This is a genomic window from Mucilaginibacter aureus (genome assembly GCF_053514885.1).
Genome location: NZ_CP170601.1, coordinates 1499843 through 1520011 on the forward strand (window position 1 = coordinate 1499843; position 20169 = coordinate 1520011).

The 20169-nt window shown below is 44.6% G+C and carries 19 protein-coding genes and 1 tRNA gene; 11 read left to right on the forward strand and 9 right to left on the reverse strand.

What is annotated here, in order from left to right:
- Window positions 1–128: 128 nt before the first annotated feature.
- Window positions 129–1331, forward strand: a complete 1203-nt coding sequence (locus ACFGVR_RS06370) for an NAD(P)/FAD-dependent oxidoreductase (RefSeq protein WP_448701871.1) — start codon at window positions 129–131, stop codon at window positions 1329–1331.
- A 23-nt stretch (window positions 1332–1354) separates the two neighbouring features.
- On the opposite strand, the gene ACFGVR_RS06375 is transcribed toward ACFGVR_RS06370, so the two are convergent.
- Window positions 1355–2035 carry an ArsR/SmtB family transcription factor gene (locus ACFGVR_RS06375; protein WP_448701873.1) on the reverse strand — a complete coding sequence of 227 codons (681 nt, stop codon included), beginning with the start codon at window positions 2033–2035 and terminating at the stop codon, window positions 1355–1357.
- 92 nt (window positions 2036–2127) lie between these two features.
- On the opposite strand from ACFGVR_RS06375, the gene ACFGVR_RS06380 reads away from it, so the two are divergent.
- From ACFGVR_RS06380 to ACFGVR_RS06395, 4 genes are all read left to right on the forward strand, one after another.
- Window positions 2128–2598, forward strand: a complete 471-nt coding sequence (locus tag ACFGVR_RS06380; RefSeq protein ID WP_448701874.1) for a DinB family protein — start codon at window positions 2128–2130, stop codon at window positions 2596–2598.
- A gap of 163 nt (window positions 2599–2761) precedes the next feature.
- Window positions 2762–3196, forward strand: a complete 435-nt coding sequence (locus ACFGVR_RS06385) for a MarR family winged helix-turn-helix transcriptional regulator (RefSeq protein WP_448701875.1) — start codon at window positions 2762–2764, stop codon at window positions 3194–3196.
- A 23-nt stretch (window positions 3197–3219) separates the two neighbouring features.
- Window positions 3220–4497, forward strand: a complete 1278-nt coding sequence (locus ACFGVR_RS06390; RefSeq protein WP_448701877.1) for an MFS transporter — start codon at window positions 3220–3222, stop codon at window positions 4495–4497.
- Between the two features lie 148 nt (window positions 4498–4645).
- Window positions 4646–5209, forward strand: a complete 564-nt coding sequence (locus tag ACFGVR_RS06395; protein WP_448701878.1) for an isochorismatase family protein — start codon at window positions 4646–4648, stop codon at window positions 5207–5209.
- On the opposite strand, the gene ACFGVR_RS06400 is transcribed toward ACFGVR_RS06395, so the two are convergent.
- The 3 genes from ACFGVR_RS06400 to ACFGVR_RS06410 are packed head-to-tail and all read right to left on the reverse strand — an operon-like array spanning window position 5210 to window position 6286.
- On the reverse strand, window positions 5210–5575 hold the full coding sequence (locus ACFGVR_RS06400) for a TM2 domain-containing protein (RefSeq protein WP_448701880.1): 366 nt from the start codon (window positions 5573–5575) through the stop codon (window positions 5210–5212).
- An 18-nt stretch (window positions 5576–5593) separates the two neighbouring features.
- Window positions 5594–5881 (reverse strand): DUF2752 domain-containing protein, encoded by a 288-nt coding sequence (locus tag ACFGVR_RS06405; protein WP_448701881.1) that lies wholly within the window; start codon window positions 5879–5881, stop codon window positions 5594–5596.
- Complete coding sequence (locus ACFGVR_RS06410) at window positions 5882–6286, reverse strand: DUF4199 domain-containing protein (protein WP_448701882.1); 405 nt, start codon at window positions 6284–6286, stop codon at window positions 5882–5884.
- A 392-nt stretch (window positions 6287–6678) separates the two neighbouring features.
- On the opposite strand from ACFGVR_RS06410, the gene mfd reads away from it, so the two are divergent.
- Window positions 6679–10038, forward strand: a complete 3360-nt coding sequence (gene mfd, locus ACFGVR_RS06415) for a transcription-repair coupling factor (protein ID WP_448701883.1) — start codon at window positions 6679–6681, stop codon at window positions 10036–10038.
- 37 nt (window positions 10039–10075) lie between these two features.
- Window positions 10076–11530 (forward strand): ATP-binding protein, encoded by a 1455-nt coding sequence (locus ACFGVR_RS06420; RefSeq protein ID WP_448701884.1) that lies wholly within the window; start codon window positions 10076–10078, stop codon window positions 11528–11530.
- A gap of 321 nt (window positions 11531–11851) precedes the next feature.
- Here the strand turns inward: ACFGVR_RS06420 and ACFGVR_RS06425 are convergent, their stop codons facing one another.
- Window positions 11852–12265, reverse strand: coding sequence for a hypothetical protein (locus ACFGVR_RS06425; RefSeq protein WP_448701885.1), 414 nt, complete (start codon window positions 12263–12265; stop codon window positions 11852–11854).
- Window positions 12266–12368: 103 nt separating this feature from the next.
- On the reverse strand, window positions 12369–12737 hold the full coding sequence (locus ACFGVR_RS06430; protein ID WP_448701886.1) for a hypothetical protein: 369 nt from the start codon (window positions 12735–12737) through the stop codon (window positions 12369–12371).
- A 650-nt stretch (window positions 12738–13387) separates the two neighbouring features.
- Between ACFGVR_RS06430 and ACFGVR_RS06435 the strand changes: the two genes are divergently transcribed.
- Window positions 13388–14146 carry a UDP-2,3-diacylglucosamine diphosphatase gene (locus ACFGVR_RS06435; protein ID WP_448701888.1) on the forward strand — a complete coding sequence of 253 codons (759 nt, stop codon included), beginning with the start codon at window positions 13388–13390 and terminating at the stop codon, window positions 14144–14146.
- Between the two features lie 107 nt (window positions 14147–14253).
- On the opposite strand, the gene ACFGVR_RS06440 is transcribed toward ACFGVR_RS06435, so the two are convergent.
- The gene (locus ACFGVR_RS06440) at window positions 14254–15126 is read right to left on the reverse strand and encodes a glutamate--tRNA ligase family protein (RefSeq protein ID WP_448701889.1); all 873 of its coding nucleotides are present in this window, start codon (window positions 15124–15126) and stop codon (window positions 14254–14256) included.
- Window positions 15127–15340: 214 nt separating this feature from the next.
- Here ACFGVR_RS06440 and prfA point away from each other — a divergent pair, with 214 nt between their 5' ends.
- Together prfA and ACFGVR_RS06450 are read left to right on the forward strand one after the other, a co-directional pair.
- Complete coding sequence (gene prfA, locus ACFGVR_RS06445) at window positions 15341–16414, forward strand: peptide chain release factor 1 (protein ID WP_448701890.1); 1074 nt, start codon at window positions 15341–15343, stop codon at window positions 16412–16414.
- Between the two features lie 57 nt (window positions 16415–16471).
- Window positions 16472–16545: transfer RNA gene (locus ACFGVR_RS06450), tRNA-Asp, on the forward strand.
- Window positions 16546–16575: 30 nt separating this feature from the next.
- On the opposite strand, the gene ACFGVR_RS06455 is transcribed toward ACFGVR_RS06450, so the two are convergent.
- Together ACFGVR_RS06455 and ACFGVR_RS06460 are read right to left on the reverse strand one after the other, a co-directional pair.
- Window positions 16576–16725: a hypothetical protein gene (locus ACFGVR_RS06455; RefSeq protein WP_448701892.1), complete on the reverse strand. Its 150-nt coding sequence runs from the start codon at window positions 16723–16725 to the stop codon at window positions 16576–16578.
- Complete coding sequence (locus ACFGVR_RS06460; RefSeq protein ID WP_448701894.1) at window positions 16722–18728, reverse strand: hypothetical protein; 2007 nt, start codon at window positions 18726–18728, stop codon at window positions 16722–16724. Before ACFGVR_RS06460 ends, ACFGVR_RS06455 begins: the two co-directional genes overlap by 4 nt.
- A gap of 466 nt (window positions 18729–19194) precedes the next feature.
- Here ACFGVR_RS06460 and ACFGVR_RS06465 point away from each other — a divergent pair, with 466 nt between their 5' ends.
- On the forward strand, window positions 19195–20121 hold the full coding sequence (locus tag ACFGVR_RS06465; protein WP_448701895.1) for a manganese catalase family protein: 927 nt from the start codon (window positions 19195–19197) through the stop codon (window positions 20119–20121).
- The last annotated feature ends 48 nt before the right edge of the window (window positions 20122–20169 follow it).

The window sequence follows — 20169 nt, forward strand, 5'->3', positions numbered from 1 at the left end:
TACTAAAGCCTGGTTGTCCGTAACACGATGCCGGGCTTTGTTGTTTCAAGCTATTGATTGCTGTAAAATACCTCAAACAAAAGCGGCACATTTGGCATTGTTGCTACGTTAGTGTAATTGCAAAAAAAATGAACCTGTACGAGCAGCACCCCTATTGGTTAATGAAAGATGGCCTTGTAGCGCAATACCCTTCGCTGGATAAGCCGCTATCGGTTGATGTGGTTATTATGGGGGCGGGCATCAGCGCAGCATTAACAGCCTGGCACCTGAAAGATACCGGCCTGAGCGTGGCAGTTGTTGACAGGCGGCACGTGGGTATGGGCAGCACGGCGGCAAGCACTGCTTTTTTACAATATGAGATAGATACGCCACTGACCGAACTGAGCAACCTGATTGGCGAAACTAACGCGGTTAAAAGCTATGCGCTATGCCGCAAAGCTATTTATGATATTGCGCATTTGTGTAAGTTATTGAAACCGGCATTTGATTTCCACCTGGTGCCCAGCCTGCAATATGCCAGTTTTAAAACCCATGTGGCCGATTTGAAAAAGGAGTATGAATTGCGCAAAAAGCATGGTTTTGAGATAGACTGGCTGGACAGTGGCGATATTAAAAAAACCTTTGGCTTTGATGCCCCTGCCGCAGTTTTTAGTGGCGATGGCGGCCAGGTGGATGCTTATTTGCTTACACATGCGCTTTTTGGTGCTTTTTGTAACAAAGGACACGCTGTTTATAATAATACTGCCGTTAAGCATATTGAACACCATAAGGCTGGTGTTACTTTACATACCCATACCGGTTTGCAGATCAAAGCTAAAAAACTGGTGATTGCCTGCGGTTACGAAAGCCTGCACTATGTACCGAAAAAGATAGCCGAAATACATTCGACATACGCGCTGGTATCGGAGCCGTTGCCCGACAAATATTTCTGGCATCAAAACAGCCTGATATGGGAGACGGCCACGCCTTACCTGTATTTTAGGGTGGTGAGCGAAAACCGCATACTGGTAGGCGGGCGCGACGATCCTTACCATCATCCGCATATTAAGCCGTCAACCATCGGCCGGAAAGCAGCGCAGCTTACGGTGGAATTTTGTAAAAAAATGCAGCATATTCCGTTAAAAGCTGATTTTAGCTGGGCCGGCGCTTTTGCCACAACTAAGGATGGGTTGCCATATATCGGCAGCATCCCCGAAAGGCCCAATACCTATTTTGCACTGGGCTTTGGCGGCAACGGCATTACCTTTAGTGTTATTGCGGCTGAAATATTGCGCGATTTGATAACCGGGAAAAAGAATGAAAATGCCGGCCTGTTTAGGTTTGACAGGTAGAACTCCGGGGACTGGTGGTAATATCAAATAGTTAACCCTAATTTTTCGTATAAATTTAGTTTTCCTTTTGGTGTAAATAGGATAACCCGCGAATTTGCAGTGCGCCTTACCCAGCCATCTTGTAAAAACAGGGTCAATAATGCCGAGCCTAATGATCCTGCTACGTGGGGCTTTCTTTCGCTCCAATCTAAACAGGGTTTGGCCAGTACCCTCTTTTTAGACCGCAGGCCCACAACGTCAATCCCTAATCCGGTGAAAAACTGGGTGCCGGTATCGGATACCTGATAGTTATTTTCGATCCCGGTAAGGAAACCTTTTTGTAAAAATGATGCTGCAATATCAACACTCACTTTGCCGGCTAAATGGTCATAACACGACCGGCAAAATTTAACAGGAGGATAAGTTGATTCATTGAACGGTGGCGGGATCTGATCGGGTTTGATCAAAAGGGTCATGGCTTCAATTGCATAGGCAACCTCGTGCCTTGCAAACCGGTAATAGCGGTGCCGGCCCTGTGATTCCACCCTTAAAATATCGGCCTGCAGCAATTTACTTAAATGTGTACTTGTTGTTTGCGGCGAGGCATTGGCAAATAATGATAGCTCGGTGGCGGTATAGGCTTTGCCATCCAGTAATGTCCATAACATTTTGGCCCTAACGGGTTCTCCGAGTAACGAGGCTATGTAAGCAAATTGTTCGTGCATGGTAAACGGGCATAGTTCATTTTAAAATGAACTGTTGATTATAAAAGTAACAGATATTTACCGAATTATAAACCAATAACAACCGATCACCTATGACACAAACAGAACTCATTGTATTAAATTTTGAAGAGATCCGCAGGAGAAGCATTAAACTATGGAATGGTATAACACCCGAAGTTTACCTGATGCGCCCGGATGCCGGCGCTATGAATTGCCTTGAAATGGTGAGGCATGTTTTGGAGGGAGAGCACTTATATCACAAGTTGGTAGAAAAAAGAGAGGACCTTGGCGACTACGTTTCTCCCTGGGAAGGGCAGCCTTATATCGACGTGCAAACAGAACTTGAGTTTGCCAAGCCTTACAGGAAAGCATATATGGATACTTTAAAGACCTTTAGTCCGGAAGATTTGAGCACCATTGAAATTATACGCAGGGAGAAAGGGCAAAGAAGGATATTGGGGGATTATTTGCAGCGTATAGCGTACCACGAGGCGGTGCATGCGGGGCAAATGCTTTCGTACTTACGGACATTTAAAGTAAATATTCCAATTGTGTGGGATTAATACCTTTTCGGTTACTTAGCAGTTCTTCAAAGTATCCCGCCATAGATGAGCGGGATACTTTTTTTATTTTTCCGCCCCCCGTTTTCTGACATTTAAATTATTTACAGATAAGTTTTGCAGTGTATATTTGTAAGGTAAACTTACAAGTTTAGCTAACAATAAAATGAACGATCAAAATTTGCTCCTCGCATCCGAACTCAGGTCGGTAGTTATCAGGCTTTATAAAAAGCTGCGCAAAAAATCGGTATCGGCCGAAAAGTTGTCGTTAACCGAACGCTCCACCATAGCGCTCATTTATAACAACGGCACCATGCTGGCCAGCGAACTTGCACTGGCCGAAAAAATAACCACGCAATCCATGTCGCAGGTCATCAATCATTTGTTTGAGCTGGAGCTGATCAGTAAAACACCATCCGAAACCGATAAACGCAAGGTGCTGATATCGCTTACGGAAGCAGGTAAAGAGGTGATCAACAAAGCGCGCACCGAAAAAGACGAATGGCTGAGCGATGCCATTGCCGATGCGTTAACGCCTGAAGAGCATGACACCCTAACAAAGGCATTGGGCGCATTAACCAAACTGGTTGATTTTGACTGAGAATAATAAAAAGAGGAAGAGGAATGAGTGCAATACATATAGATACATTTAGAGTTTTTAAAAGCCGGAACTATCGCCTATACTTTTGGGGGCAATCCATATCATTGATCGGTACCTGGATGCAAAAAACAGCGGTAAGCTGGGTTATTTACTCGCTTACCCATTCAAAATTTATGCTGGGGGTTTCGCTTTTCGCGAGCATGTTCCCTTCGTTTTTGTTTTCGTTTTTGGGCGGCGTTGTTGCCGACAGATATAACCGGTTCCGCGTACTGCTTGCAACACAGGTAGCCAGTATGGTACAGGCCGTCTTGTTAACGGCGCTGGTGTTTTTTAAACATTACAACGTTTGGGAAATTATTGCGCTAAGCGCGATGCTGGGCGTGATCAACGCGTTTGACGTGCCGGCAAGGCAATCGCTGGTGTACGAGATGGTTGAGGATAAGAACGATTTGCCCCAGGCCCTGGCGCTTAACTCGTCGATGGTTAACCTGTCGCGGCTCATCGGGCCGGGTATTGCCGGCTTTATTTTGGAAAAGCTGGGCGATGATATGTGTTTTGGCCTAAACTCGGTAAGCTTTATCGCGGTTATTGGTTCGCTGCTGCTGATGCGTTTGCCTAAATATGTGAAAAGGCCGCACACCAAAAACGTGTTTGGCGAACTGAAGGAAGGTTTTGTGTACATTAAAAACACACCGTCCATCGCCTTTATATTAATTATGCTTGGGCTGATCAGCCTGTTTGTACTGCCATACAGTACATTGATACCGGTTTATGCCAAAGATATTTTTCACGGTACGGCAACTGATTTTGGCGTGATAGACAGTGCGATAGGTTTGGGCGCGTTTTCGGGTGCGATGTTTTTGGCATCGCTGAAGCCGGGGAAAAACCTGAAGAAGATCCTGGCCATTAACACGCTGATATTCGGTGCGGGGCTGGCCTTGTTTTCGCACGAAAGTGTATACATTCTGGCTTTAATATTTTCCATCGTGAGCGGCTTTGGTATGATGTCGCAGATCACCATCAGCAATACGCTGATACAAACGACCGTTGACCCGAATATGCGCGGCCGGGTGATCAGCTTTTATGCGATGGCGTTTTTTGGCATGCAGCCATTGGGCGGACTGATCATTGGCTGGTTATCCCAACATATTGGTGTGCAGGATACCGTTTTAGCCGAAGGCGGTGTGGCGCTCATTATCGGCTTGCTGCACCTGCGTTTTTTAAAACTGAACAAAAAGAAAATACGGGCGTTGCGTAAGCAGGTGCAGGCAACAATGCCTGTAATAGAACCGGTGGCTTGATGTCGGATTTCGGATTTTCGATTTCGGAATTATTTTGATTTTTGAATTTCGAACGTTCGATTTTGAATTTATTTAAAAACATTTTAATAAACAATCCGGGTGCTGGAAATCCGAAATCGAAAATCCGACATCCGAAATAACAAAACACATGATCACTGCATTAGATGAAAAAACAGCACTGGTATTGATCGACCTACAGGTAGGTATTACCGGGTCGGCAACGGTGCACCCGCTGGCCGATGTGCTGGCCAATGCCGCTAAACTGGTAGCTGCTTTCCGCCAGGCGGGGCAGCCGGTGGTGGTGGTTAATGTTAACCCCAATGGCGCCAAATGGACAGTATCCCGTAAGGACCAGCCTTCGATGGGTGGAGGTGCCTTTAAAGAGGAATGGCTTACTATTGTGCCCGAAATTAAAACCGAACCCGGCGATATTTTTATTACCAAACACACCTGGAGCGCGTTTTACGAAACCCGGCTTGATGCCGAACTGAAAAAGAAAGGCGTTACCGGCATTGTGATGACCGGCGTATCAACCAGCAAGGGTGTTGAAGGTACTGCACGCAGCGCAAGCGAACTGGGTTACAATGTATCCTTCGCTATTGATGCCATGACCGACCGTGTGGCCGAAGCGCACGAAAACAGCATTAAATACATTTTCCCCGCGATTGGTGAAGTTGGTACTACCGATGCGGTTATTGAGCAACTAACTTAATTAGTTGCTCATTTTGGCCATCTGGTAACTTTCGTAAACCATGCCGCGGTTATAATCGTTGGCCAGTTGTTTATGGTTTACCAGATCGACAATAGTACCTATTAAACATAAGCCGCCCGTAAAAAGGTAAAGAATACCCATACCAACCTGGCCCAGTATAAAGCGTTGTACCCCGGCTATGCAAAACAAGCCCAGTAAGCAAAATAATAACACGTCGCTTGGATTTTTGCGTTTGGTTGAGTAGATCATTTGAAAATTGTGCAGCTGCTTTTCATCAAGATCGGCTGTGGCTTGCTGCAAAAGCGTCAATTCCTCGGGTGTAATGCCCGGAAATGCGAAATATGGATTGCTAAAATTGTTCATCATGATAATTAGATTGAAAGGTTAGCTAAATGTAACAAAAACCTTTGAAAATAATTGAGTTATGCGATAAAAAATGATAGCGACAGCCGGAACACCCAACCAGTGAGCATGCCATGACGCCGAAAACCGGCCGTGAAAAAGATAAATAATGCTGTGGCCCAAACCACAACCGGGGCACCAGCTAAAGCCCATTAGCCTAAACGGGCATAAGGTAAAATGCGAGGTACTTACCGGGCTGGCGAGTGATAAACATAACAAAGCCGTAACCCAAAATATCAATTCGAGGTTACGGCTTAATATTTTGATCATTTATAAGTTTTTGCTCCGGTTCATCATTAATAACGAAACCACTAACGAAGATAATAATCCAACCAGCAGGGCACCAAATATTTGTCCCGAAAAATCGCTGATGCTGCCCGCGGTAACGTAGTTGATAAACAAAATAGCGAACACTACCGATATAATGCCGCCAACAATTAAAATTTTCCAGCCTTCGATCAATGCTTCTAAAAAGCTGATGCGTCCGCCCAATTCGTTTTGGCGATAACTGCGCACGCCTGCGTATAAGCCAATAATCGGTATAATTACTGATGTGATCTCGATAGGCTGAAAGTCGACACTGGGCTTGGTACTGATGCCCAACCGATGCATGGTAAATATCCAAATACCGCTAAGTACGCCAATAATGGCACCATAAATTACTGCATTCTTCATAATATACTGAGGTTTAGTTTAAACTTGTTGATTGGGTATTGTTATATAAATATACCATTTTATTAATTCATTATCATGTTTTTAATAAAGTAGATTAAGGCCCCGTTTGTTTTAAAATGCTGTGTTTTTTTGTATTTAAAGCGAAGCCACTTTTAAAAAAGGAGGCTCCTCCGGAGCCCGAAATCAACTTTTTATTTTTCTATAAACAGGATACCCCTCTGGGGTTTTTAAAATTTTTGACTCCGGCGGAGTCGCCTGTTTATAGAAAACATGGTTCCATCTTTTCGGGCTCCGGCGGAGCCTCCTGATATGCAATAGGTTTAAAGCGATTTTCACATGGCGTAAACAACTTTGCCATAGCGCCGTTCTTTTTTAATTATATTTGCACCGCTTTGAATATTCGTGATATTTTAGAACGTTACAAGGCCGACGAAAGGATACAATCGTTAGCAAAAGCGTTAAACAATTCAAAAAACCCGAGGGTACATCTGCGGGGTCTTGTCGGATCGAGCGATGCGGCCATGGCGGTAGCTTTGTATTTTTTGAAGCACAGCCATATGTTGTTTATCCTGCCCGACAGGGAAGAAGCCAGCTATTTTCAATCGGACCTGGAGAACCTTTTGGATAAAGAGGTCCTTGTTTTTCCTTCATCGTACCGCAAACCTTTCGAATTTACCCAACCTGATAGTGGTAATGTGTTGGCCCGTGCGGAGGTGTTGAACGAGTTGAACCATGAGCAGGCATCGGGTTACGGGCAACTGATCGTAACTTACCCCGAGGCCATGGCCGAAAAAGTGATAGACCGGGCATCGCTGGAAAAGAACACCCTGGAGATAGCGGTTAGTAATAAACTGAGCATTGAGTTTATCAACGAGTTTTTAATTGAGTACGATTTTGAGCGCGTTGATTTTGTTTACCTGCCTGGGCAGTTCTCTATCCGTGGCGGTATTGTAGATATCTTTTCGTTTTCGCACGACCTGCCCTACCGGGTTGAGTTCTTCGGTGATGAGATCGAGTCGATCAGGACGTTTGAGATCGAGAGCCAGCTATCGGTTGAACAGGTTAAAAGTATCACGATAGTGCCCAACGTGCAATCGAAATTTTTAACGGAGAATAACATCAGCCTGCTTGAATACATTGATCCATCGACGACCGTTTGGATCAAAGATGTGCAGTTTACACTGGATATCATCCAAACCGGGCACAAAAAAGCCACACAGTTGTGGAAAGCGTTATCGGCAGAAGATAAGAACCAGAACCCCGATTGGATAGACCCTAAATTTGCCTTTACTGACGAGAAAATGATAGCCGATCAGCTTGCCGATTTTGGCATTGTTGAGTTTGGCAAACAGTTTTTTTATACCGCTACCGATAGCATCCAGTTCGATATCAGGCCGCAGCCATCTTTTAACAAAGATTTTAGTCTGCTGATCCACAATATTAAAAATAACGAGGCCGAAAAGATAGAGAACTGCATTTTTACGGATTCGACCCGGCAGCTGGAAAGGCTCTACGCTATTTTTGACGACCTGGATAAGAGCATCAAATTTACACCGGTTAATATCTCCATCCGCGAAGGCTTTGTGGACCATACCCAGAAACTGGCCTGCTATACCGATCACCAAATATTTGACCGCTATTACAAATACAAGCTTAAAAAGGGTTACCAGCGCTCGCAGGCTATTACGCTGAAAGAGTTGCGTGAGCTAAAACCCGGTGATTATATTACCCATATTGACCACGGCATTGGCAAATATGCCGGTTTGGAAAAGGTTGAGGTGAATGGTAAAATGCAGGAGATGATCCGTTTGCTTTACGCGGATAACGACCTGCTGTATGTAAACATTAACTCGCTTAACCGCATATCCAAATACAGCGGTAAGGAGGGCACGGTGCCCAAGATGAACAAACTGGGAACCGATACCTGGGAAAAGCTCAAAAAAACCACAAAAAAAAAAGTTAAAGACATAGCCCGCGACCTGATCCAACTGTACGCTGTACGTAAGGCACAGGATGGCAATGCCTTTTCGCCGGATAGCTATTTGCAGACCGAGCTGGAGGCCTCGTTTATTTACGAGGATACCCCCGACCAGGAAAAAGCGACCGTTGATTTTAAAAAGGATATGGAATCGCCGCACCCGATGGACCGTTTAATTTGCGGCGATGTGGGTTTTGGCAAAACCGAGGTAGCCATACGCGCGGCATTTAAGGCTGTTGCCGACAGTAAACAGGTGGCGATATTGGTGCCAACTACCATTTTAGCGGCACAGCATTACAAAACATTCTCTGATCGTTTAAAAGGCTTCCCGGCCAATATTGATTACGTGAACCGCTTTAAATCGAGCAAGCAGATCAAGGAGACTTTAGAGAAACTGGCCGCAGGCAAGGTGGATATCATTATTGGTACACACCGTTTGGTGAGCAAAGATGTGAAGTTTAAGGACCTGGGTTTGATGATCATTGATGAGGAGCAAAAATTCGGCGTAAGCACCAAAGAAAAACTCAAAGCCATGCGCGTTAATGTGGACACCCTTACGCTGACCGCGACACCTATACCCCGTACCTTGCACTTTTCGCTGATGGGCGCGCGCGACCTTTCCATCATATCAACGCCACCACCCAACCGCCAGCCGGTAGTTACCGAACTGCATGTGTTTAACGACAAGCTGATCAAGGAAGCGGTTGAGTATGAAATTGAGCGCGGCGGGCAGATATTTTTTATCCATAACCGGGTTGCCGACCTGCCGCAACTGGGCGGCATGATCCGTAAGCTGGTACCCAAAGCGCGAATAGGTATAGCGCACGGGCAACTGGAAGGCGACGACCTGGAAGATGTGATGCTGAAATTTGTGAGCGCCGAGTACGATGTGCTGGTAGCCACCACCATTATTGAGGCCGGTTTAGATATCCCGAACGCCAATACCATCATCATTAACCACGCCCACATGTTTGGCCTGAGCGACCTGCACCAGATGCGCGGGCGCGTGGGCAGGAGCAATAAAAAGGCGTTTTGTTATTTGCTGAGTCCGCCGCTATCTACTTTAACCTCCGAAGCACGCAAGCGCCTGAGTGCAATAGAAGAATTTAGCGACCTGGGCAGCGGCTTTAACGTAGCTATGCGCGATCTGGACATCCGCGGAAGCGGTAACCTGCTTGGCGCCGAGCAAAGCGGCTTTATTGCCGAGATAGGCTTTGAGATGTACCACAAGATACTGGACGAAGCCATACAGGAGCTAAAAGATGACGAGTTCAAGGGCCTATTCAAAGATGAGAAGCCCCGGCCGTTCATCTCGTTCACACAAGTGGATACCGACCTGGAGATACTGATACCCGATGAGTATGTGACGAGCATACCCGAACGCTATAACCTATACACCGAATTATCCAAACTGCAAAACGAAACCGAACTGGCCGCCTTTGCACAGCAATTGCATGACCGTTTTGGCCCGGTACCCGTACAGGTGAATGAGCTGCTGAACACCATGCGCCTGCAATGGCTGGGCAAAGCCATCGGTTTTGAAAAAATATCGCTGAAGAAGCAAGTGCTACGCGGTTATTTTATTGCCAACCAGCAATCGCCGTATTTTGAGAGCACGCAATTTAGACAGGTACTTAACTTTTTGCAGGCCAATACCCGGCGTTGTAATTTGAAGGAAGTAAAAAACACGCTTCGGTTGAGCATTGATAATGTGCGCAGCATTGATGAGGCTGTTGAATTATTGACGGAGATTTCGGAGCCGGTTGGGGTGTAGAGACGATAATTGAGGATTATTTCGTAATATTGACTTAATGAATCAGCATGATCTTGAGGTTTTAATTAAAGATTTGCAAGCTCTGCCAAAAGAATGCGAGTGGGTAGAGTTTAAGCTAAATAATTCTAACCCCCAGGAAATCGGTGAATATCTATCTGCTCTTAGCAATAGTGCTTGTTATCATAAAAAACCATTTGGTTATCTATTGTTTGGTGTAGAAGATACAACCCACCGTTTGGTCGGTACTAATCTATATCCATCTCGTGAAAAAAAAGGAAATCAAGAACTAGAGAACTGGTTGGCGACCCAGTTAACCCCACGAGTAGATTTTAATATTTTTGAGTTTGACTATCAAGGTTCGCATTTTGCAATATTTAGAATCCAAGCGACCCGCAATACTCCGGTGAGTTTTAGAGGCGTTCCATTTATTCGGATTGGAAGTTATAAGAAACAATTAGATGATCATCCTGAAAGAGAGCGGCAAATCTGGAATCAAGACAACAATTATGCTTTTGAGCGAGAAATATGCGTCTCTAATGTATCAGAAGATGACATCATTAAACTAATTGATTATCCCAATTTTTTTGAGTTAATCAGACACCCATTGCCCGATAATCGTAAAGGAATAATTGAAAAGTTAATCGAGGATAAAGTCATTATTCATCACTCTGGATTTTATAGTATTACGAATTTAGGAGCTTTATTATTTGCAAAGGACATCGATAATTTTGATAATTTAGCTCGAAAAGCCATACGGGTTATAATTTACGAAGGGAAAAATCGGATTAAAACAAAAAAAGAGCAAACTGGTAAGAAAGGATATGCAATTGGTTTTGAGAATTTAATTAAATATTTAGAAGATCAGCTGCCGACAAACGAAGTAATAGATAAAGCTTTACGTAAAAAGGTTTCAATTTACCCTATATTAGCCATAAGAGAGCTTGTTGCAAATGCTATTATTCATCAGGATTTTACAGTAAAGGGAAGTTCTCCGATGATTGAAATTTTTGATAATCGAATAGAAATTACAAACCCAGGAAAACCCATAATTGACCCTTTACGATTTGTAGACCATAGTCCTGAAAGTAGAAATGAGATATTGGCTCGCTTTATGCGTAGATTAAATATTTGTGAAGAAAGGGGAAGTGGTATTGATAAAGTTGTTTTTGAATGTGAATATAATCAATTACCTGCGCCGGAAATTATAGTTGGAGATAATTATACTCGTATTATATTATTCGGCTTGAGGACTTTACGGGAAATGGATAAACAAGATAAAGTTAGAGCCAGCTATTTGCATGCTTGTCTCAAATATGTATCTGGGGAACATATGACAAATCAAACCTTAAGAGATCGTTTTGGCATTGAGGAGCATAATTATCCTATGGTTTCAAGGATTATTAGTGATACGATTGCTGAAGGACTAATAAAAGATTACGATCCCGAAAACAAATCAAGAAAATATGCGAAGTATGTTCCATATTGGGTTTAATTCTTATGTAACTGTCATGTAACTGAGCAATAAGAAACGGCGACCAATTATTTAGTAACCAATTAGTTATGTGATGTGTTTATGTAACTACTATCCATCAAATACATGCCTAAACATTCCTTGGTGGTCGGGATTTGTAATCCCGATTCGTGGAGACGCGGATTACAAATCCGCAAATTGGTAAGATCCAGATTGCAAATCCGGACCAATGAAGGCGGTTGAATTACTGATGGAGATTGCGGAGCCGGTTGGGGTGTAGACGCGATACAATCGCTGAACCAGGTTAAGCACTCGTTGCAAACGAGCGCAAGAAGAAGATCCTTATTTTATTCGTTCATAGGTTGAAGATCCGCCGTCGATAGCGTCCAGCGCGAAAGATACCTGGTTGCCATTCAAATCTATCAATGTTATGGGCTTGTCGTTATCAAAAGTAATGCAACTGGTAACCTTGTTTAACAGATATGATTGTTGCTGGATGAGCGCGTAACTACCCTGGCGGATTAAATTACCTTTATCTAAAATCTGGTAACCTTCGCTGGTAAAAACCATCAGATGTCCGTTCCCGGCGGGGTAATTTGTTTTAACGGCTGCGAGTCCGCCAATGCTATAACGTAACTCCCAGGTGCCGGGCAGGCCTGTACCCATCACAACAGGCGCATCTGCCGCTGTGGTATTATTGTCTTTTTTGCAACCCATCGCCACGACGAGCAGCAGAACGATCAGGAAATTTTTCATGAGCAAGGGTCAATAATACTTAAAGTTAAGATATCCTGTTGTAAAATCAAAACCTGTTGAACAGGTGTGTTTTTGTATCCGGCTCAATAGCAAGCGTAGGCACTTATTCAATTCTTTCGTAACCAGAAGAACCGGCGTCGTAAGCATCTAACCACAAAGAGAGTTGATTACCGTTAATTTCGACAAAGATAGTCACCGTATTCGTTGCGTTATCCATTACGAGGGCGTCCATCACCGTATTCTGCAGGAGTGAGGTCTTTTTTGCTATGGTGTAAGTGCCCTGTTTCAGAAGGCTTCCGCCCCGGTATACCTGGTACTGACCGGCAGTGAAGACGTAAATATTGCCGTTGCCTTTAGGATAAGTTATGGTAGGCGTCCACCCGCCCGACTGACTTCTGAGTTCCCACTTTCCGGTGATATCAAGTGATGGTGATGCGCCTTGTTTTTTGCAGCTTATTACTGCGATGAGCAAAAACAAAAGATAATATTTTTTCATGATGTTAGGATTATAATGCCATTACGAAAAGACGAGATGAAACGCTACATGGGATGCATTTTATTTAAGAAATGGTTAAAAATGCCGGGTATTATTTGTATATTGTAAGGTTAAGCGCGATGCTTAATTTGGGATAGAGATATTAACAGGGTTGCGAAAATTTCTTACAATTTCCCCCCCTGTTGTTAATGATTGAAGGATCGAGTTTTGAATGATTGAATGGAAAAAATTCTTTTTAAATTTCTTACAATTTCCCCCCCCTGTTGTTAATGATTGAAGGATCGAGTTTTGAATGATTGAATGGAAAAAATTCTTTTTAAATTTCTTACAATTTCCCCCCCTGTTGTTAATGATTGAAGGATCGAGTTTTGAATGATTGAATGGAAAAAATTCTTTTTAAATTTCTTACAATTTCCCCCCCTGTTGTTAATGATTGAAGGATCGAGTTTTGAATGATTGAATGGAAAAAATTCTTTTTAAATTTCTTACAATTTTCCCCCTGCTGTTAATGATTGAAGGATTGAGTTTTGAATGATTGAATGGAAAAAATTCTTTTAAATTTCTTACAATTCCCTCCCCCTGTTATTTCATTTGCACATTGACGAAATACCCTTACTTTTGAATGTATGCCCGATCGCACTAAACTATATTTTGCTTCTGATTTTCATTTAGGTGCGCCAGGCTATGCCGCGAGCCGCGAGCGCGAAGATAAGATAGTGCGCTGGCTGGATATGATCAAAGGCGATTGCCTTGAATTGTACCTGATGGGCGACATCTTCGATTTTTGGTTTGAGTATACTACCGTTGTGCCTAAAGGTTATATCCGCTTTTTAGGCAAACTTGCCGAACTGACCGACGCGGGTGTTAAGCTGTACCTGTTTAAAGGCAACCATGATATGTGGATGTTTAGCTATTTTGAAAAAGAGCTGGGCGCGGTTATTATATCGAACGAGTTACTGATAGAACGAGGGGGCAAAAAGTTTTACCTGCACCATGGCGATGGCCTTGGTCCGGGCGATGCGAAGTATAAGCTGCTCAAAAAGTTTTTCCGCAGCCCGTTATGTCAATGGCTGTTCGAGCGGATCCATCCCAACCTGGGCGTGGGGATAGCCAACCGATGGTCGCAACATAGCCGCATTGTTTCGGGCCATAACGAGGTGCGTAAAAACCTGGAGCAGGAATGGCTGGTGGCCTATAGCCGCGAGGTATTACAAACTCAATTTTTTGATTACCTGGTTTTTGGACACAGGCATTTGCCACTGGATATCCAGATCACCCCGCAAAGCCGTTATGTAAACCTGGGCGAATGGGTGAATTATTTTACTTATGCTGTTTTTGACGGGCATGAGTTGCGGCTGGAGTGGTTTGAGAAGAAGGAAAGTTAGCCGTTTATCAGGGCGCATAAAGGGTAGCCTCCACGAGGCAAAGGATATTCTGAATTTATTTTTTCTACCAACCTTTAGTCCCCACGGGACAGATTTGCGCAGTTGGTTTATTGAGGGATATGAAGGTAGGTTGTAAAATCTTCCCAGGCATTAACCGGTTCCTTTATTCCACAAAGGTTGGCTATCATACTATAAATTTCCGCTGGTGTTTTACCGCTTTCGCGGAGGTGCTTGATGGACGTATCCCCTGCCGATTTGGAGAGCTTTTGGTTACCGGCAGACATCAATAATTGATGGTGATGGAAGAAAACTTTTAGAAATGGCTCAACGCGAAGTTTTTGGGCCAGCTGTAATTGAGCGAGGGTTGAGGACCAAAGATCCTGCCCGCGAACTATAAGGTCGACATTGAAAAGCAGATCGTCAACAACAGACGCCAGCTGGTAGGCTGGCAAGCCGTCTTTTTTACGGACGATAAAGTTTTGTACATCGGCTGGCAGTTTGGTGGTGATGATCTCGTCGGGGTAGGTTTGCACTACAATATCGTCATCGGTTGTGCGCAGCTTCCAGTTGCATTCGGGCTCATCAAAAGGTAATCGGTGTGTAGCACAGGTACAGGGCTGCTTTGAACTGCGCGAGCAGTTACAGGCAAACAGATCGCCCTGTAGCCTTAGCCGTTTTAGCGCCTGCTGATAGCTCTCCAGCCGGTACATTTGCGACCATTGGGTTTTGTATTCGCGGATGTTTTGCGGCCCCTCATGCCAGGGTATTTCCATAAAGTTGAGCGTATCGAAGATATCCTGAACGTATTCAGTACGGATGCGCTGCTGGTCGAGGTCGTCAATACGAAGTAATATTTTTGCGCCTGTTTTGTGTGCGAGGGCAGCCGTTAGCGCGAACGAAAGCACATTGCCCAAATGCAAATAGCCGCTGGGGGTAGGTGCTATACGTGTTTTGCTGAATGTGGGTTGTTGTGGCTGCATGTCATGTTGGCATTAGGCGCAATGCTAATTAGAGCGCAAAATACGTTTATTCTATAAATTGCGTACTTTTGCACATTATTTGCAGTAGCCTGCGTAAATTAAACCCGATTGCAGCGGAAAGCGCGGATGGGGTTGTGTAACAGGTAGCTTGCAGTGTAAAGCGGGGCTGCCGGAACCGATGAAACCGGGAAATTGATTTTCGAAGAAAAAAGATATGTTAGATAAGTTAGAAGCGATAAAAGAACGCTGGCAAGATGTGGAGCGCGAGCTAAGCAGTCCGGATATTATGAAGGACATGAAGCGTTTTGCGCAGATGAACAAGGAATATAAGGACCTGACCAAGGTTGTGGAAGAGTATAGTGTTTATGCCAAAGTGATGAGCAACATTGAGGCTAACCGCGAAATATTGGCTACCGAAAAAGACCAGGACTTTAGAGAAATGGCTAAAGCCGAATTAGATGAACTGATACCGCAGCAGGCTGAAATGGAAGAAAAGATCCGCCTGATGCTGATACCGAAAGATCCGGAAGATAGCCGCAACGCGATCGTGGAGATTCGCGGTGGTACGGGTGGCGATGAAGCCGCTTTGTTTGCAGGTGATCTGTACCGTGCCTATATCCGTTTTTGTGAGAAACAGGGCTGGAAAACCGAGCTGGTTGATTATACCGAAGGTACCGCAGGTGGCTACAAGGAGATCATCTTTAATGTAAACGCCGAGGACGCTTACGGTACGCTGAAGTTTGAATCGGGCGTGCACCGGGTGCAGCGTGTGCCCGATACCGAAACCCAGGGCCGTGTACATACATCGGCCGCATCGGTAGTAGTATTGCCCGAGGCGGATGAGTTTGATGTGGATATCCATGTGAATGATATCCGTAAGGATCTATTCTGCGCTTCTGGTCCGGGCGGACAGTCGGTAAACACGACTTATTCGGCTGTGAGGTTAACGCATATCCCTACCGGTATCGTTGCGCAATGCCAGGATCAGAAGTCGCAATTGAAGAATTACGACAAGGCTTTAGGTGTATTGCGCTCGCGTATTTACGAAATGGAGCTGCAAAAACACCTCGAAGAAATATCGAAGAAAAGAAAAACGATGGTATCCACCGGCGACCGTTCGGCCAAGATACGTACCTATAATTATCCGCAAGGTCGTGTTACCGAACACCGTATCGGTTTGACTATCTATAACTTACCCGAAGTAATGAACGGTAATTTGTTAGAGATAATGGAAGCTTTACAATTTGCCGAAAACGCCGAAAAATTACAGGAAGGCAGCATTGCCTAAGGAATTTCACATTTTATTTGTGAATTGTAAATAGCTGCTTATATTTGCAGCCCCAACGGAGTGGTAGTTCAGCTGGTTAGAATACATGCCTGTCACGCATGGGGTCGCGGGTTCGAGTCCCGTCCATTCCGCAAAATCAATATTAAATTGAGCAAAACCCTTCAAATGATATCATTTGAAGGGTTTTTTGTTTTATCGCGGAAAACGCTGTAAGTTCGCGTGATAATGGTATGCCTGTCCAAATGTGCCTGCGTATCGGGTATCACCATCAACTTCAGATCCCGCGCTATGGCAACGTATAATGGTTTCATTTGCTATTGCTTTTTTTCCAGTTAACTGATATGGATTGCCCACCCCTGACTTGGTATTCGATATGGCCGTCTTTCCGCCTGTGCCCGCTTACCTCGCCATCGTTGTCCTTAAGTGTAAATGCAGGAAGCGTTTTGCCTTTTTGCTTGATGATCATCAGGCGGCAGGTCAGCCGTTCATCGCCCTTTAACTTCAGCGTGAGGTTGTTTTTACGATGATGGTAGCCGGCTGATGGATAATCGGTGAATACCATAAAATCCTCGCCCGGTACCTGGTAAAAATGCCGCGGGATGATGCCAAAGGCCACGCCGGCCCCGTAGACTTCCTGGCCTACCGCGCCCGACTGCTCCCAGCCATCGTGAATATCCTCGATAGCAATCCAAAGCTTATGGTCTACCTGCCCGGTTTTTACCTTGTCGGACAACATTTCTTTGGGAAGGTTGGGCGGGTAATAATAAGGCGCGCGGTTCAAAATATAGCGCAGAAATTCGGGAACCAGTAAATTGACTGACGGTAAGATATCCTCGCCATCAGCATACAATAAAAAGTTATGTAGTGCCGCGAATACTTCCTGCTCCTCATACGCAGCCGTGTAAGGCGCATCGTTAAGAGGGAATAGGGCAAAGAAAGTTGGATAATTTTTAGCATAACCGTAATCGCAATCCCAAAGCTGGAAGTTCTTAAAAACATTAGCCAGGCATAAATAAGCCAGGTCAAAGTACTGCTGATCTTTTGTTTCTTTATATAGCCAAAGCATAGCATTGGCACCAAAAGCGGTATTGTTGGCCTGATAAAACAGGTCAAAGCCTTTACCATGCAGCGTTTTGGCAGCTTTTTTTGCTTCCTGCAAATACTTATTTTCTTTAGTCAGCTGCCAGGCATGCAGCATCACCAGCGCGTATAAACCAGCCACGTCCTTTTCGCCGCCTTTGCCGGGTATTGTTTCCGCTTTCACCACCTCAAGCGTGGCCATATTATACATTACCGGCCATTCGTAATTAAAGTGATGTGCCACGCGGATAGTAAAATCCAGCGATCCCCTGAATAATCTTTCACATTGTTTATCACCGCGGATGGCCATGCGACCCAGGTTAAGCAGCGGATGGTGCAGATACCAGGAGTCCATCACATTGGGTTTTAATTGCTCTTCATCGCCACTTAGTTTATCGGCCAGCGCCGGTAAAAAACGGACCACTGTTTTTAGTTCATCACTATAAAAAGCATCTAACCCGTTTAGTATTTTTTGCATCGCAGGCAAGTCATTCCCCTTCCAATCATAATAATCTGCCAACGGCAACAATACCGCCAGTTGCACCATCAGTTCGGGTGGGGTTTCATAATCGGCTACATAAGCGTTCAGGTAATCATGCTCAGCGCCGTGCGACCAGCAACCGTGACTAAATTCCAGATCATGCAATCCCTGGTCTACCATATCAGGCCAGGTATAATAAGTAGTAGCTGGTTTAGGCAGGTGCAGGTAAATATCTGCCAGCAGATTAAGGAATTGTTTAGCCTGGGCAGCTTCGTCTTTTGGATACTCAGGGCTAAATGCAATAAATGCATCTGACAATACCATTTCCTGATGCGCCGGTATGGGTTTGTTTTTAAGTGTAGGCGGCAAAGCAAAGCCAAGTTCCGGCCAGCTACCACCAACTGAATTGCTTAAAGTTGTTTCAGTTGCTTCGGCATAATCATTAAGCGCAGTCAGATTTTGAAAATATAGTAGTGAACCCGATCTTGGTTTATCCAGGGTGATATATTGCAACCCGGAGCGTGTGCCCACCTGGCTAACCAATATCGTTCCTTCCGGATCAACCGTGCGCCCTTCAGGGCCTGTGATCACCATATCCCTTGGCCAAAAAGGTACTAAGAGCGGCTCATCTGTTTTTAGAATAGTGGTATAACGCAAAAGAGGTTTATCAACATCAGGAAATTCAAGCTTTACCTGATACTTGCCAATGCCCGAAGCCTGGTTTATCACTAAGCCATTATCATTCTTTGTCATTTTACCTAAGGTCAAATGATCGTTAGGAGCGTACGCCGGGCGCAAAACAATCTGTGTCCCCTTGGGGCATTTAATAGCTATCCAAAGTGAATTATAAAGACTATGTATGTTGATTTGATACCCAGCCAATTCGTGAGTGGCCAAGGCCGGGAGGTCCCGCTCATGGAAATGATTTTTTACTGCCCGTGCCCAAGGCGATAGTGCATTCATTGTAAAAAGCTTTTTTTGTCAAACAAAAATTCATTACACCGAGAACGCGTCGGATAGCGCCATTAAATAGTGTAGCAATAACTTTTGCGTTGGAGATTTGTTTGATGAAAAAGTTGATTGGGTTTTAAAATAAGTAAATTAATTAACCAGGGGTTGAAACATTCTCGTTGCCTTAAGGTTGTAATATCACATACATGATCCCCATTGCTCAAGCTACGTACTCAACAAACTTTCTACACCTTTTAAAACTTAATTTATGTTTCACCACGTTAAATCACTACAATTTAATGCCAGGGTTTCACGCCCTGACCCGCGCTTTGCCAACCTTTTACTGGAGCAATTCGGCGGCGAAAATGGTGAGCTGGCCGCGGCCATGCAATACTTTACCCAGGCGTTTGGCGCCAAAATGCCGCATCCCGACAAGTACGATATGCTGATGGATATCGCCACCGAAGAATTCAGTCACCTTGAGATCGTCGGCGCAACTATTCAGATGCTATTAAAGGGCGTTAACGGCGAACTAAAAGATGCCGCAGAACAAACCGACTTTATGGTAGCTATGAACGGCAAGGCCGAAAAAGAAAGCGTGATACATGCGGCATTATCCGCTAATCCGCAATTTCCGATCATCACCGGCGGCGGACCGACACCACGCAACAGCCAGGGTGTGCCGTGGTGTGCATCTTACATCAACTCCAACGGTGATCTTACGGTCGATCTGCGGAGCAATTTGGCTTCCGAATCAAGGGCGAAACTGGTATATGAGCACTTGATGAAATTTACCGATGACCCGTATGTCAAAGAGACGTTGTCGTTTCTAATGACCCGTGAAGTAACCCACTATAAAATGTTTGAGGCTGCTTTAGATAGCATCCAGCCTAACTTCCCGCCGGCAGTATTAGCCGCCGATCCGCGCTACCTGCAGAACGTGTACAATCTATCTGAAGGCACAGTACGCGGCCCATGGAATAAAGGCGAAATTAAAGGAATGGGTAAAAATTTTATTTACGTTGAAAACCCATTACAGCAGGTGCAGGAAACCGAGGGCCAAACTAAATTAGCTGAAGATTTTAGCAAAGAAATAAAAGCCAATCAAAAACTGGATAAAGAAATGAGCGCTGCAAAAAGCGCCGAGGTTAAAAAAGCGGAGCCAGACGGCGTAGCCCAGTGGAGTACATATTGATCAGGATTGGTACAGTATAACTATGTACAACGCCGGTTCTGCATACCA